Genomic DNA, 13,808 nt, shown 5'->3' on the forward strand with positions numbered 1-13,808 from the left:
CGTACAGAGCCAAAAAAGACCCCCGCCGCAGCGGGAGTCTGGTTTATGAAGCTTTTGCCTATTGGCGAGCAGCCGGGGGTGCGAACTGAATCACACGCAGCACTTCGCCGGGGTAGCGGGCTTCGCGCATAGAGACGATGTAGTAGTCGGAGAGCTTGCGGTCACCCTTGCTGTCAAATTCGATACGGCCGGTTAGACCATCCAGCTTGACCTCGCGCACGGCACGGGCCACCTGCTCGCGGGTGGGCTTGCGGCCATTGTTAGCCCGGATGGAGGCTTCAAGAGCGTTGAGAATCACGTTAGCAGCGTCGAAGGCATACACGGCGTAGGCTTCGGCGTCCCGCCCGAATTTGGCCTTGTAGCGCTGGGCAAAAGCAGCGGCCTTGGGTAAGGTGCTGATGGGACCGGCTGTGGTGGTGAACAGCACACCCTTGGAGGCGCTACCGGCAATCTTCACCAGATCAGAGGCATCAAGACCATCGCCGCCCATGAAAGAGGCAGTGATGCCACGCTCGCGCATTTGCTTGACCAGCACCCCGCCCTTATCGTAGATGCCGCCGTAGTAGACCAGATCGGGGCGCTGGGCGCGCATTTGGAGGATTAGCGGTTGGAAGTTGGAGGCTTCCTCGGTGCCCACGATCGACAAAACGTTGGCACCCAGTTCACGCGCACGGGCTGCAAAAGCCTCTGCCAAGCCCTGCCCGTAGGGGGTTTTGTCGTGGATTACAAACAAGCGGCTACGACGCAGTACGCGCACAGCATACTCGGCACCTACCGGACCTTGGATATCGTCACGACCACAGATGCGATTGACGTTCAAGAGACCACGGTCGGTAACGCGGGGGTTGGTGTTGGCTGGGGAGACCATGACCAGGTTGGTGTCTTTGTACACTTCCGAGGCCGCAATGGCTACGCCCGAGTTGAGGTGTCCTACAATGCCCAGCAGATCTGGATCGTTGACGATACGCCGAGCTACCGCTACACCCACGTCCGGGGTTGCCTGGTCATCTTGGGGGGCAAACTGAAGCTGGAAGCCAAGCTGCTGGAAGCGAGCCTGTGCATCTTCAATGGCGATTTGCGCTCCTTGCTGGATGGCTGTACCCAGACCCGATTGCGGCCCCGACAGCGGCGAAACCGAAGCGATCTTGATGACGTTGGACTGAGCCGAGGCCACACCCAAGGCCAACGCCCCCAACACTAGAATTGCGAGTTTTCTCATGCCGACTCCTCCTGAACTACATTAATCTTAGCCAAAAACGGCTGACCTATTCTACCCAACCCACGCCAATGTGTGTCAATGTGGGTCATCGTTTTTGTGTTCCAGCCAATATGAGGGTACACAATTTAACTCAGACTGCAACCTTTAACTAAAGATATGGTTGGGTTTTTACTGCCCAGAATGATACCGGTAAGCAAGGCTTAAGTAAGTGCCAAAGGATACCTCCACCTTTTGGTGGATTGGGGTCAGTAGAAAGTAGGGTATTGAGCGTAGGAGGTAGTACATGAAGAACTATCAATGTTCAGCCAGGTATTGATCCAGTTCCCATTGGTGAACGGCGATACGATACGAGTCCCATTCGACGCGCTTGGCGTTAAGAAAATCCTTGTAAACCTGTTCTCCCAAGGCATTGCGCACAACCCGGTTTTTTTGCAGCGCTTCCAGGGCTTCACGCAAGGTTCCGGGCATCTCACTGACCCGGTATTTGCGTTTATCTCGAACCGAAAGTTCGTGCACATCGCGTTCGATGGGCGGAGGGGGGGTTAGATTGCTCTCGATACCTTCCAACCCTGCGCCCAAAATGACCGCCAGGGCAAGATAGGGGTTGCAGGAGGGATCGGGAAAGCGAAACTCTGCACGTGTGCCTGCCCCACGTCGTTTGGGAATCCGAATCATGGCGCTGCGATGGGAGACCGACCAAGCCACACTGGTGGGGGCTTCGTAGCCAGGGGTTAAGCGCTTATACGAGTTGACCAGTGGGTTGGTGATGGCGGCCATGCCCTCGGCGTGCTCGAAGAGGCCGGCGATAAATTGCAGCGCAGTTTTGGAAAGCTGGTGGGGCCAGACCTCGAGTCTTCCTTTGGGTTCGAAAAAAGCATTTTGCCCATTCTTGAATAGCGATAGGTGAAAGTGCATCCCAGAACCATTGATTCCAGCAATAGGTTTGGGCATGAAAGTGGCGTGGAGCCCGTGATTGATGGCGATACGCTTGGCGACAAACTTGAAGGTGGTGAGATCGTCGGCGGTCTTGAGGGCATCGGTGTATTTAAAATCAATCTCGTGTTGGCCGGGGGCCCCTTCGTGGTGAGCCGCCTCTATCTGTAGACCCATGGCGACCAACATATCCACCATGTCACGGCGGGCTTCTTCGCCCTTGTCGGTAGGAGCCAGATCGAAGTAGCCAGCACGGTCGTTGGTATGGGTGCCAGGGCCGCCGTCAGGGCTGCGGTTGAACAGAAAAAACTCGGCCTCGGTACCCACAAAAAAGTTGTCGAAGCCTTTTTTCTGAGCGCGTTCGATTTGCCGCTTGAGCACTTGCCTAGGGTCGCCCTCAAAGGGCTTGCCATCGGGGTAGGCAATGTCACAGATCAAGCGGGCCACGGTTCCTTTGGTAGTGGGTTCCAAATCACTGGGATAAACCACAAAGCTGTTGTAGTCCGGCTTCAGCAGCATATCCGACTCTTCAGCATCGGTACGGCCAAAGCCCTCGATGGAAGAACCATCAAACATGATTTCGCCGTCCAGTGCTTTCTCGAATTGAGTAACGGGCAGTTCAACCACCTTGTTGATGCCCAAAATATCGGTGAACTGCAAGCGCATGAAGCGCACCTGGTTGTCTTTAAGCTCTTGCAAAATGTCTTGCTTGGTTCGTGCCATACTTACAGCATACTGGTAGCGTCAAGGCTTGTGGCAGGCGATTGCTTCTAGACAAATTACCTACTGGATTGGACTGTCTAACCAAAGAGATTATTGTGGGTTTTGCTCGAGCAAGCAGAAGCGCTATGTAAACCCGTATGTGCGTTGGAGCAATGTGTATTTGATCCAGATTAAGGAAATTTGTGGTCTATCTCAGTCTAGCGCACGACCAAGGCACTATCATTGGGCCGTTTGTGGCGTTGCCAGCAACAAATATTAAGGAGGAAGCATGAAAAAGACTTTGTTTGCAGTGTTGACTACCCTGGGAATTGGTAGTGCGGCTCTTGCGGATGGTTTTTCCATCACTGGAAACTTGCAGTTTTTGCCCGAGTTGGGTCTGGTAGGCGGGCAATTCATTACACCCTACCGCAGCTACCGTGGCACTGCAGTCAACTACACCTTCAGTCTAACCGACAACATCGTAGCCGGAGCCAGTCTGCGCCCAGGTTTTTTTGCTGGACAATTGGTGCTGGCGAGTCGTGTAGGGGTGGTAGGAGTTGCCAAGCTGAATGAATCCAATGCGGGTTATGTGGAAGGGGCCATCCGTTTTGGCTCGAATCAGGTGATTTTGCCAGGCCCGTTTGGCTTCGATTTCGATGCGGGAGGGGAAATTTTCATCACCCAGCGCATTGCCGATGCGGCGGTGCTGTATGGGGGTGCAGGCCTGGACGCAACCCTACTGCTAACCCCAGCGGTTTCGCTGAATGCTGCGGCCAATGCCTATGCGGGCCTGAAGCTGGAACTAACCCGCGAACTGAATGCCTATCTGGAAGGCGGACTGCGCTATCCTTTTGGCCTGAGCCTGGGCTATGACGTAACGGCTTCGCTCTACTACACCATCCTGCGAGGATTGCGCCTAGGCTTGTATGGGGGCTATGTGAGCCAGAGCGGCGCGGCTGGGGCCTGGAAACTGGGCATCGCAGGTGAATGGACAGAAAAACCCGAAACCTTGGGAACACCGGGCAACTACCTGCCCTGAAGCAGTCTTCACAGTAATTGTCTTCTACCAGCCTCCCGCATGGGAGGCATTTTTCTGCCCTGTTTTGGGTTGAACCAGAGGGTTTTTCGATGCTAATACGCATTTCGGTAGTATCGTTCACTTTGACAAGCCTAAACGATACTACCGAAATGCTTTTCTACTCCCTTCGGTCGGCTTGAATCCTTCACCTCTGACTGCGTCCTACGGTGAAGGATTCAAGCGGAAACGGTATAAAAGGTGCACCACCTGCTGAGGTCGGGAGGCAACGGAGCGGCGGTTTTTCCAGCCACCTGCTATGTGGCTCATTTGAATAATGCTTAATCGTGCCCCACGCCAATATTCCAAATGGTGGCCATAATAAAGCATTCCTCTGAGAAAAACCAGGCATGTGACCTCCGTGTTGCCGACTGAGCTTAACCAAAAATACCCCCCAGCAAACTGGGCACAAAAATCTGAATCCCTCAAGCGATTTTGACCCAAGAAGCATCTACTCCCTTGGTAGGCTGGATTGGGAGCTTATATGCGAACAACCTTGCTATGGACAGCCCTTTTGGCAATTGGTGGCGGGGCCATGCTGGCCTACGCCCAGAGCCCTCGCACCATCAATGTGGCCCGCAACGCCAACTTGGCCCAGGTGGTGGCCAGTGCGCCTGCTGGCTCCACGCTGCGGCTGGCTGTGGGCGAGTATCGTCTGAGCGCAGGCCTGAACATTGGCAAGAGCCTAAACTTGGTGGGGGCCGGACGTGACCGAACCCGCATCTTCTCAGAAGCTGGCGGTTTTGTGCTCAAATTTGCTCCACAAAACGCCGCCAAACTCAGCATCAATGGTCTATCGGTCGAACACCGGGGCAACCGGGTGGCCGATGTTATGCAGATTGAAGGGGGCGAGGTAGTGATTGAAAACGCCCGCTTTACCGGTGCTGTTTTTAGTGAAGACGACAGCGAAGGTGGCGACGGGCTCTATGTGATTGACAAGGCACGCGACCTCACAATTCGCAAGAGCGAGTTTGTCCGCAATCAACTCAACGGTCTCAACCACACTGCTGGCAAACTGACCGTTCAGGACAGCGTTTTTAGCAACAATCAGAACCACGGTCTGGTGGCGAGCGAAGATATTCAGGCCCTGCTTGAACGCAATACTGCTCGAGGCAACCGCCAAAGTGGAATCGTGATTGGCGGTGGAAACGCAACCTTGCGTAACAACGTCAGCGAGAATAACCAGCGCAACGGCATTGTGATTTCGGAGGAAGCCAGCGCCGTACTCGAGCGCAACACAGCTCGAGGCAACCTGGGCTGGGGCATTTTTGTGGAGGACGGCGCTAAGGCCCGCCTAGGGCAAAATAGTGTATTGGGCAACCGCGAAGGGCAAATCCGCACCGAACCACCCTTCAACCCCAATCTAAAGCCCGGCGATAACCTGAACCAAGCCCTCCGCCGCGCACCGGCGGGTGCAACCGTCAATCTGGCCGCAGGCACCTATGTACTTGAAGGAAGTATCAGCCTCGAAAAACCCCTTACCCTCATCGGAGCCGGACGTGACCAGACCCGCCTGGTTTCCAACGCGGGCGGTGTGCTGAGCTTCGAGAACCAGGGCAAGCTGGTCATTCGCGGGATAAGCCTGGAAGCTGCAGGCAACGACCCTGAAGTGGACATTTTGACCATCTCCAAGGGAGAGTTTGAATTGAGCGACTGCCGAATTCGCGGGTTGGGGGGACAAAGCAATTCCGAATCTGGCGATGGGATCTACATCACCGAGGCCCGCGGTAGCATTCAGAACTGTGATATCTCCGAACATAGCCGCCACGGCATCTACCTCAGCAAAGGCCAGTTGCGTCTGAGCGACTCGAGCGTGAGCAGCAATGGGCGCATCGGCATCCTGGCCGAAGGCAACCTGACCGCTCGCAACATCCAGGTCAGCAGCAATCAGGAAGACGGTCTAGTGGTCTTGGGCGAGTTGCAGGTCGAACTGAGTAGCCTCACCCTCAAGGGCAACGGCGGACTAGGGATGCGGCTTTCAGGGCCGCTACAGGGCAGCGTAGTAAGCAGCAACCTCGAGGATAACCTGTTGGGCGGCCTGCAAGTAGAAGGTCTGGTACAGGCCAACCTTGAAAATAACACCGTACAGAACAACCAGGGCAACGGGGTTATTCTACGCGGCGGTAGTCGTCCCACGTTACGCAACAACACCATCCAGAACAATGCCCTGCACGGTATCGCTCTGCTGGGCAATGGGCAGGCACGGCTCGAGAACAACACCATTGCCAACAACCAGGGCTATGGCATCTTGCGCCTCGCCAGCAGCCAAGCTCTCCTGGGAACCAACACCCTACAAAACAACCGCCTGGGCGATACCTTTCAGCGCTAGAACAGTTGGCATAATCAAGCGGCCCCCAAACATGGGGCCGTTTGATTTGGAGCCGATCGCGCACTTCACAGACGTTGCCGCCCCTCCGGGCGGCAACGGTCTTGTCTGGAAAGAGAATTCTTGACTCTGCATGGCTCAGTCTTTGTGAAGTGCGCTCTATCCAAGCCAATCTAGGGGACATATCCATCCGAAAGTGTTTTTAGGAAGGCTACAATGGCATTTTCCTCCGCATCGGTCAAGCCCAGGTTGCCCAGTTCGGTGTCGTTTACATTGGCCTGAACTTCGGCTACCGGCCAGCATCCCTGGGCCAGCGCATCGGCTTCACGGGTGAAGGGGTTGGCGCACACAGGCTTGATATCGCGGGTGTTATAGAAATGCACAATGCCTTTCAGGCTTTTGAAATAGCCATTGTGCCCAAAGGCTTTGACAAAGCCTGGGTAGGGCCGTTTATCCACATTGCGCAAGGTGGGCACCTTTTACTTACCCATGTTCTCGAGGGCCAGCGCTTGGTAGTCGGGCCTCGAGGCCAGGAAACCACCCTGGCGTTGGTCAACCCAGTTGAGTCCAAGGGGATTGAAAGTTGAGTTATAGAAGGGGTTGTCTGGGTTGCGCGGGATCCCCAGGTTATCGTAGGTGAAGTCGGTGAACAGTGGAGCGCTGCCCCCCTTGCCTGGGTTGAGGGTAGGGCAGCTTGCACATTTAGCTTTGGTTCTAAATAGTATCAGGCCCTGTCTCTCCTCCTTAGTTAAATCCTCTGCTATACAGATCGAATTTGGAGGTGTAGGCATTCGATTCGCTCGAAGCCTCATAGGCTGCAATCGAGAACGCAATGGCATCGAAAGATCAGCTTGCCCAACTGCTCTTGGGGGCTCAAGGCCACTGCTTGTACATTCAGACCTTAACTTGTCGAAGCTGGATGGGGTGTGGAGTTACACTCTACCAACAAAACCAAAATCAGGACATAGCCAAAGAATACATATGGTCGCATACAGTCCTCCTCGAGGAAAAAGGCTTTAGGCACAGCCAAAGACCACACGCAAATCATCCAAGAGGATCACCTCCTCTAGTGGGAATTTTCTTCTGATAGCAAGTTACCATTCCAACCGCAGGGCAGGTGTCCTTCTTATCCGATACTAGGTTACGAAAACCAGTTTTAGGGATCAGATGGCCACAATTACAACCCTCTTTGCAGCTTTTGCTTTGGAGAGGGTTGATCTAGTGGTTTGGTAAGTTAAAGATTGATGTGCAGTGAAGTTCCCAAAATGAAGCGCTCAAAGCAACTTCCAGATATTAAAGGAGCCAGATTCATCCCAGGAATTAAGTTACCGGAGCACTAGGATTCTTGGTAACAATTATCGCGGTTTTGCCATGACTCCACCGGAGGAGGGGTCACTCAAGCGGCCTGGATTACTTTTTTCAAGACAAGCTTGTTCGTGAAAATGGCGCTAATCTACACCGGTGAAGTAAAGGGTTCTACCTCGCCAAACCATTCGTTGGCCTTCAGACGCGCTTGCTCCTTAACGGTAGGGGTAATATAGGCCGCCACCGTGCTTACCGCGACCAGCAAAACGCTCAGATCATCGGTAAAACCCACCAGGGGCGCGAGATCGGCCACCAGATCGAAGGGCAGTAAAAAGTAAACCAGGGCCCCGATGATCGTGCGCTTGGCCCAGGCGGGGGTTTCCGGACGCTGCATGGCATAGTAGAGCCACAGCGCTTTTTCTACAACTTCGCGGCCCGCCTTGCGAGCGAACCGGCTTAGCTTGCGCCAGAAATCAGCATCGCTGTAGCGCTCGGTCGCTTTTATTTCAATCACTTCTACTTTTTGAATTTCGTTGGCCACAGTTGGCCCTCCCGATTCGCCAACGCCTGGCTGGGCGAACAAAAGAGCATGGGTTCCACCCCAAACCAATGGGTGTAAGGTCTATGGTAGCAGATTGCTTTCGCCAAACATGAATCGGCATTTCCCCACCCTCTTCACGACCCCGTAGAGAGGTGTATACTTCGCTTTGTAGTCTATGCTACCGAGTCCCATCCACTTCAGCCAACGCTGAAAACGTCTCTTTATCAACTATTTTTTGACGCTGTGGGTGGGCCACTCGAGGTTAGGAGGAACCATATGAAACATCGGCTGTTAGGTATCTTGGCGTTGGGGTTATTGGGCAGCCTGGGATTGGCCCAAAAAATCCTGGTATTTGGCTCCAACGGGGAGCCCGCAAGCCTCGAGTCGGGCAATATCACCGATGGAATTTCCATCTACGCCCAGCGACAAATCTACGACACCCTGGTAGATTTCAAGCCCGGCTCCACCGATCCTCAAGCCGGTCTGGCAGTCAGTTGGTTTGCCTCTCCCGACGGCAAAACCTGGACGTTCCGTCTGCGCCAGGGGGTTAAGTTCCACGATGGCACCGATTTCGATGCCAGTGCAGTGGTGTTTAATGTCAACCGCTGGTGGGATGCCAAAGACCCCAGCCGCATCAGCGGCGGCTCCAACTATGAAATTTGGGGTGAACTTTTCGGTGGTTACAAGGGTGAAAAGGGCAGCTTCCTGGCCAGCGTAAGCGCGGTAGACAAATACACTGTACGCTTCACCTTCAATAGCCCCGTGCCTTACTTTCCAGTGGCCATCGGTTCGGGCTATTTTGGCATTGCCAGCCCCGCAGCTATCAAAGCAGCGGGAGCCCGATATGGCACGGCTGCCGGAGGCGCGGTGGGCACGGGCCCCTTCAAGGTCAAAGAGTGGCGTCCGGGCGATCGCTTGATCCTGGACAAGAACACCAGCTTCTGGAAAAAAGGCTTCCCCAAAAGTGATGGCGTGGTGTTCCGCTTCATCAAAGACCCCGCTGCACGTCTGGCCGAACTTAAGGCTGGCTCGATTGACTTCACCACCGATATTCCCCCAGCCAACATCAAAGACCTACAAAACGACCGCAACCTCCGCGCGGTCTTCCGCCCCAGCTTCAACGTGGGCTATCTGGCTTTGAACCCTAGCTACAAGCCGCTTTCTGATGTGCGGGTACGCCAGGCCATCGCTATGGCCATCAATAAAAAGGAAATCGTCAGTGCTTTCTGGGGTGACCTAGGCGTAACCAACGGCCACTTCATGCCCAGCAGCTTCAAAACCTACTACTCGCCCAAAGTTACCGATTACGAATACAACCCCACTAAGGCCAAACAAATGCTGGCCGAGGCTGGCTATCCCAATGGCTTCGACCTCGAGTTCTGGTACATGCCGGTTTCGCGCCCCTACTTCCCCACCCCCAAAGAAATTGCTGAGGCCATGGGGGCCGACCTCTCGGCTATTGGCATACGGGTGAAATTCCAGACCAAGGACTGGGCCACCTACCTCAACGACCGCCGCAACCCGCCCGGCTTCCAGGCTTATATGCTGGGCTGGACCGGTGACTATGGCGACCCCTCCAACTTCTTCGACCCCCACTTCGCCTCTCCCATCACCGACCTCTTTGATAGCGCTGGCAATAAGCTAGATATCAAGGAACTCAACGATGTGCTGGCTAAAGGTGCTGCCAGCTCTAACCAGGCCGAGCGCGTCAAGCTCTACCAGCAAGCCGACGAAATCACCTTCAACCTAGCCCTACGCATCCCCATCGTGCACAGCCAACCCCTCATCGCCCAGCGCACCACCATTAGCGGTTGGGTTCCTAGCCCGCTGGGCAGCGAGTCCTTCGAAGACATCGTCAAGCGCTAAACCCACAGACTTTTTGGGGGCGTAGTTCACTACGCCCCTTTTTCTTTGACTTTTGATACACTACTCGAGCTCCTGATACGCACTCCTACTCCCTTCGGTCGGCTTGAACCTTCACCTTTGATTACACCCAAAGGTGAAGGGTTCAAGCGGAACCGGTATGACATCATATAGAAATAGTTGGCTAAGCTTGTCGAAGCCAACCCGGCTCAGTGATGCCATCACCCTGGCGTTCCCTTCAATGGTAAGCAGCGCCGCGCCGGCTCAGGGAACGCCTTATCCGGGATACTTTTGGAGCGCTGTAGGTGCCATCAATTACCAGTTTTACATAGATCATCGGATGGCCAAAGGGAACAAAAGCGAATTGATACAAAACCCACCCGACTTCACAACTGTAGTCCAGGCATATATCATTTGGGGGTTAGGTATCTACCGCATGTGGGCTTATACAGGAAGACGTTTATTAAGCATCATCCCTGTGCTGTTTGGGATCTCGCTGCTAGTTTTTTTATTCCTGCATCTGATCCCCGGCGATCCGGCGGTGGTGCTACTCGGCGAGCGGGCTCGCCCCGAACAGATCGAGGCTCTACGCGAGAAGCTGGGGCTCAACCAGCCACTCTATACGCAGTATTTCCTTTTCCTGCGTGATTTGGTACAAGGCAACCTGGGCAACAGCATCTTCAACCTGCTGCCGGTGCGCGACCAGCTCGCTGGCCGCTGGCCCGCCACCTTCGAGCTGGCCCTAGCGGCCATGCTTGTGGCGGTGGCGCTGGGAATTCCACTGGGTATTCTTGCAGCGGTGCGCAAAAACAGCCTAGTGGATAACAGTTCCACCATCTTCTCGCTGATAGGGGTCTCGATGCCGGTATTCTGGCTGGGGCTAATCCTCATCTACCTTTTTGCCGTCAACCTACAATGGCTACCCCCCAGCGGGCGCATCGGCATTGATGCAGGCAACAATTTCAAAACCATCTCGGGCTTTTTCATACTCGACTCGATCCTCCAGGGCCGCAGTTTTGGCGAGGTAGTTGCACACCTGATTCTCCCGGCCCTCACACTGGGCACCATCCCACTGGCTATCCTGACCCGCATCACCCGCAGCGCCATGCTGGAAGTGCTCTCGCAGGACTACGTGCGTACCGCACGGGCCAAGGGACTGAACGAACGGGTGGTGATCTGGCGGCACGCTCTCAAAAACGCCCTGCTCCCGGTGGTGACCATCATCGGCTTGCAGTTTGGGACGCTGTTGGGCGGGGCCATCCTGACCGAGACCATCTTTAGCTGGCCCGGCATCGGCTCATGGATTTATGAGGGCATCCTCAACCGCGACTACCCGGTGGTGCAGGGCGGGGTGATCTTTGTGGCACTGGTGTTCGTGCTGGTCAATCTGATCGTAGATCTCTCATACGCCCTACTTGATCCCAGGATTCAGTATCGATGAGCCGGGCTGAAGGCACAACACCAAAAACTGAACGCCTCCCTTCTGGCTTTGCGTCCAGCCTTCAGTACTCAGCGTTTAGTGAGGAACTATGGCAAGCGTAGCAACCACCACCCCCCAGCATCGCTCCAACGAGACCCCGACCCGTCTGGCGATTCGGCGGTTTAGTAAGTCCACTTCAGGCAAGATTGGGCTAACCTTGGCGATTTTGCTCATCCTGGTGGCGCTGCTGGCCCCAGTATTCAGACCCTACAACCCCGCCACCGATCGCAGCCTAACCAGCCGCCTCAAACCGCCCTCTACCGAGTACGTCTTCGGCACCGACAACCTGGGGCGCGATGTGTTCACCCGGGTGATCCACGGAAGCCGCATCAGCTTACAGGTGGGGCTTTTGGCAGTCGCAATCAGCCTACTGGTGGGAACCACACTGGGGCTGGTGGCAGGCTACTTTCGGGGCAACCTCGAGGTCGTGATCGGCTGGATGACGGATATCCTGCTGGCCTTCCCCAGCACTTTGCTTGCGATTGCAATTGTGGCAGTGGTGGGGCCGAGCCTGACCAACGCCATGATTGCCGTGAGCGTCACCCAGATTCCCGTCTATATCCGGCTGGCCCGCAGCGTAGTACTTTCGGCCCGCGAACTCGACTATGTACAGGCCGCCAATGCACTGGGTGCATCCAATCAGCGAATTCTGTTGCGCCACCTGTTGCCCAACGCCTTACCCCCCATCATCGTACAGGCCACCCTCTCCATCGGCACCGCTACCCTCGAGACCGCCGCGCTGGGCTTCCTGGGTTTGGGGGCACAGCCACCGGCGCCCGAGTGGGGCACGATGTTATCCGATGCCTTCCGGGGTGGCTATGCCCTCAACTCCCCCTGGACCATGATCTTCCCCGGCCTATTCATCATGTTTACCGTGCTGGCCTTCAATCTTCTCGGGGACGGCCTGCGCGATGCCCTCGACCCCAGGGCTTTGCGATAAGCCATCTTTATGAGCTTCTCATAGCCACCCAACCCAGCCTCTACCCTTTTGAGCAAAGATTCACCCAAGGCTATCTGTTCACCAAGAGCCGCTAATATGAAGGCATGAAACCATGGTTGGGTTTGACGACGCTGATCCTGGTCAGTTGTGTACCACAGCCAGGACAACAACCTTATCAGCTCAGTGAGATTCAGGTGCTGTTCGCCGAGAACACCGAGCGCTGGACTTACTTTTATGGTGAACCCCAAGTCATCCGGCTGGGTGAGCGCAGCCTAGCCCTCACCAAAGGCCCTACTGCCAGCCCGCTGGCCGTGCCAGAGGCCCTGCTGGTCGAGGGCGAGGCGCTATACCGTGAGATGAGCCCCGCCCTACCCCGCATAGCCCAAACCACCCGTACCTTCCCCGGTTTGCAGTTTGTGGTACGCACCAGCCGCAACGTACAAAGTGCCTGGCTGTTCGACGGAGGCTGGTCGCGGCTGGGCAATGTCTTTGCCAGCAATGCCGCGCAAGTGGTGGAAAACAGCCCCGGCTCACCCCGGCTAGCCTCCCTCTCGCAGGCCGAGAACGAAGCGGTACTACGGGAGATCCTGGGTCGCCGGGGGGGTCGCCCAGTCGTGCTGTACGAGCTCGAGCCCCCTCTGGTACCCAACCGCTATGAGCCTAGCCCCAGCCAGAGCCGGGTGGCGGCCTTGGCCGTGCAGTACGGCCTCGAGACGGAGGTTGCTTTGACCCAGCCCAACCCCCAACCCCAGAACCCCCGTGTGATGCAGCAAGGCAGCCAGTCAGCTCACACGTCCTCGAGCCCCGCCGCTTACCTGGCCAGCAGTTCCGACCAGCTCCTCACCATCTGGCGCTTGGCTACCGGCAACCAAATTCCCCAGCCCGCGACCCCCTCGGTAGATTTCAACCTTAACCGGGTCGTGGCTTTCTTCTGGGGCCAGAAGCCCACCGGCGGTTACGGCGTACAGTACGTTGGCAGCCAGCTTTCGGGCAGTACCCTGCGGGTCACCCTGCGCCTGGTGAGCCCCGCACCGGGCGCGATCCTGACCCAGGCCCTAACCAGCCCCTTTGTGATGCTCGAGGTGCCCGGACGGTTCACCAGGGTTGAGTTCGTAGACGCGGGCGGACGGCTCCTGGCCAGCGCGGGGAACTGAGCGCCACCCCTGCCTGCTCTTTTGACCCCCCTTCAACAAGCTCTGGGGACGCCTCTAGGTGGGAATTGCTGCACGGCCCTTGCCCACATAATTTGGCTGAGCGATCCTCCACAAACGTACGGGGCTTCACGTTATACGCATTTCGGCAGTATCGTTCACTTCGGCAAGCCTAAACGATACTACCGAAATGCTTTTCTACTCCCTTCGGTCGGCTTGAATCCTTCACCTCTGACTGCGGCGGGCGGTGAAGGATTCAAGCGGAAACGGTAT

10 protein-coding genes are annotated in these 13,808 nt (G+C 55.9%); 6 read left to right on the plus strand and 4 right to left on the minus strand.

Translation table 11 applies throughout. The features are described 5' to 3' along the window. Positions 1 to 58 precede the first annotated feature (58 nt). Entirely contained in the window at positions 59 to 1,219 is a 1,161-nt protein-coding gene (locus WKI89_RS14015) for a branched-chain amino acid ABC transporter substrate-binding protein (protein ID WP_337870634.1), read from the minus strand. 294 nt (positions 1,220 to 1,513) lie between these two features. Continuing rightward, entirely contained in the window at positions 1,514 to 2,875 is a 1,362-nt protein-coding gene (gene glnA, locus WKI89_RS14020) for a type I glutamate--ammonia ligase (protein ID WP_337870635.1), read from the minus strand. Positions 2,876 to 3,143: 268 nt separating this feature from the next. Between glnA and WKI89_RS14025 the strand changes: the two genes are divergently transcribed. Together WKI89_RS14025 and WKI89_RS14030 are read left to right on the plus strand one after the other, a co-directional pair. Then, positions 3,144 to 3,893: a hypothetical protein gene (locus tag WKI89_RS14025; RefSeq protein ID WP_337870637.1), complete on the plus strand. Its 750-nt coding sequence runs from the start codon at positions 3,144 to 3,146 to the stop codon at positions 3,891 to 3,893. Between the two features lie 520 nt (positions 3,894 to 4,413). Then, positions 4,414 to 6,258 (plus strand): right-handed parallel beta-helix repeat-containing protein, encoded by a 1,845-nt coding sequence (locus WKI89_RS14030; RefSeq protein WP_337870639.1) that lies wholly within the window; start codon positions 4,414 to 4,416, stop codon positions 6,256 to 6,258. A gap of 170 nt (positions 6,259 to 6,428) precedes the next feature. Here WKI89_RS14030 and WKI89_RS14035 read toward each other — a convergent pair whose 3' ends face one another. After that, complete coding sequence (locus WKI89_RS14035) at positions 6,429 to 6,731, minus strand: hypothetical protein (RefSeq protein WP_337870641.1); 303 nt, start codon at positions 6,729 to 6,731, stop codon at positions 6,429 to 6,431. A 977-nt stretch (positions 6,732 to 7,708) separates the two neighbouring features. Then, entirely contained in the window at positions 7,709 to 8,101 is a 393-nt protein-coding gene (locus WKI89_RS14040) for a YkvA family protein (protein ID WP_337870643.1), read from the minus strand. A 276-nt stretch (positions 8,102 to 8,377) separates the two neighbouring features. Between WKI89_RS14040 and WKI89_RS14045 the strand changes: the two genes are divergently transcribed. The 4 genes from WKI89_RS14045 (at position 8,378) to WKI89_RS14060 (ending at position 13,538) form a co-directional block, all read left to right on the plus strand. Beyond that, positions 8,378 to 9,967, plus strand: coding sequence for an ABC transporter substrate-binding protein (locus WKI89_RS14045; RefSeq protein WP_337870645.1), 1,590 nt, complete (start codon positions 8,378 to 8,380; stop codon positions 9,965 to 9,967). Between the two features lie 433 nt (positions 9,968 to 10,400). Further along, positions 10,401 to 11,405, plus strand: a complete 1,005-nt coding sequence (nikB, locus tag WKI89_RS14050; RefSeq protein WP_337870647.1) for a nickel ABC transporter permease — start codon at positions 10,401 to 10,403, stop codon at positions 11,403 to 11,405. An 88-nt stretch (positions 11,406 to 11,493) separates the two neighbouring features. Then, complete coding sequence (locus WKI89_RS14055) at positions 11,494 to 12,384, plus strand: ABC transporter permease (protein ID WP_337870648.1); 891 nt, start codon at positions 11,494 to 11,496, stop codon at positions 12,382 to 12,384. Between the two features lie 104 nt (positions 12,385 to 12,488). Next, entirely contained in the window at positions 12,489 to 13,538 is a 1,050-nt protein-coding gene (locus WKI89_RS14060) for a protease complex subunit PrcB family protein (RefSeq protein WP_337870650.1), read from the plus strand. Positions 13,539 to 13,808 lie beyond the last annotated feature (270 nt).

It is taken from the genome of Meiothermus sp. (assembly GCF_037443965.1).
In the GTDB taxonomy this organism is placed as follows: Bacteria; Deinococcota; Deinococci; order Deinococcales; family Thermaceae; genus Meiothermus.

Coding starts and splice junctions, on each gene's coding strand:
- WKI89_RS14015 (WP_337870634.1), bottom strand. CDS start 1,219: ATGAGAAAACTCGCAATTCTAGTGTTGGGGGCGTTGGCCTTGGGTGTG.
- glnA (WP_337870635.1), bottom strand. CDS start 2,875: ATGGCACGAACCAAGCAAGACATTTTGCAAGAGCTTAAAGACAACCAG.
- WKI89_RS14025 (WP_337870637.1), top strand. CDS start 3,144: ATGAAAAAGACTTTGTTTGCAGTGTTGACTACCCTGGGAATTGGTAGT.
- WKI89_RS14030 (WP_337870639.1), top strand. CDS start 4,414: ATGCGAACAACCTTGCTATGGACAGCCCTTTTGGCAATTGGTGGCGGG.
- WKI89_RS14045 (WP_337870645.1), top strand. CDS start 8,378: ATGAAACATCGGCTGTTAGGTATCTTGGCGTTGGGGTTATTGGGCAGC.
- nikB (WP_337870647.1), top strand. CDS start 10,401: ATGTGGGCTTATACAGGAAGACGTTTATTAAGCATCATCCCTGTGCTG.
- WKI89_RS14055 (WP_337870648.1), top strand. CDS start 11,494: ATGGCAAGCGTAGCAACCACCACCCCCCAGCATCGCTCCAACGAGACC.
- WKI89_RS14060 (WP_337870650.1), top strand. CDS start 12,489: ATGAAACCATGGTTGGGTTTGACGACGCTGATCCTGGTCAGTTGTGTA.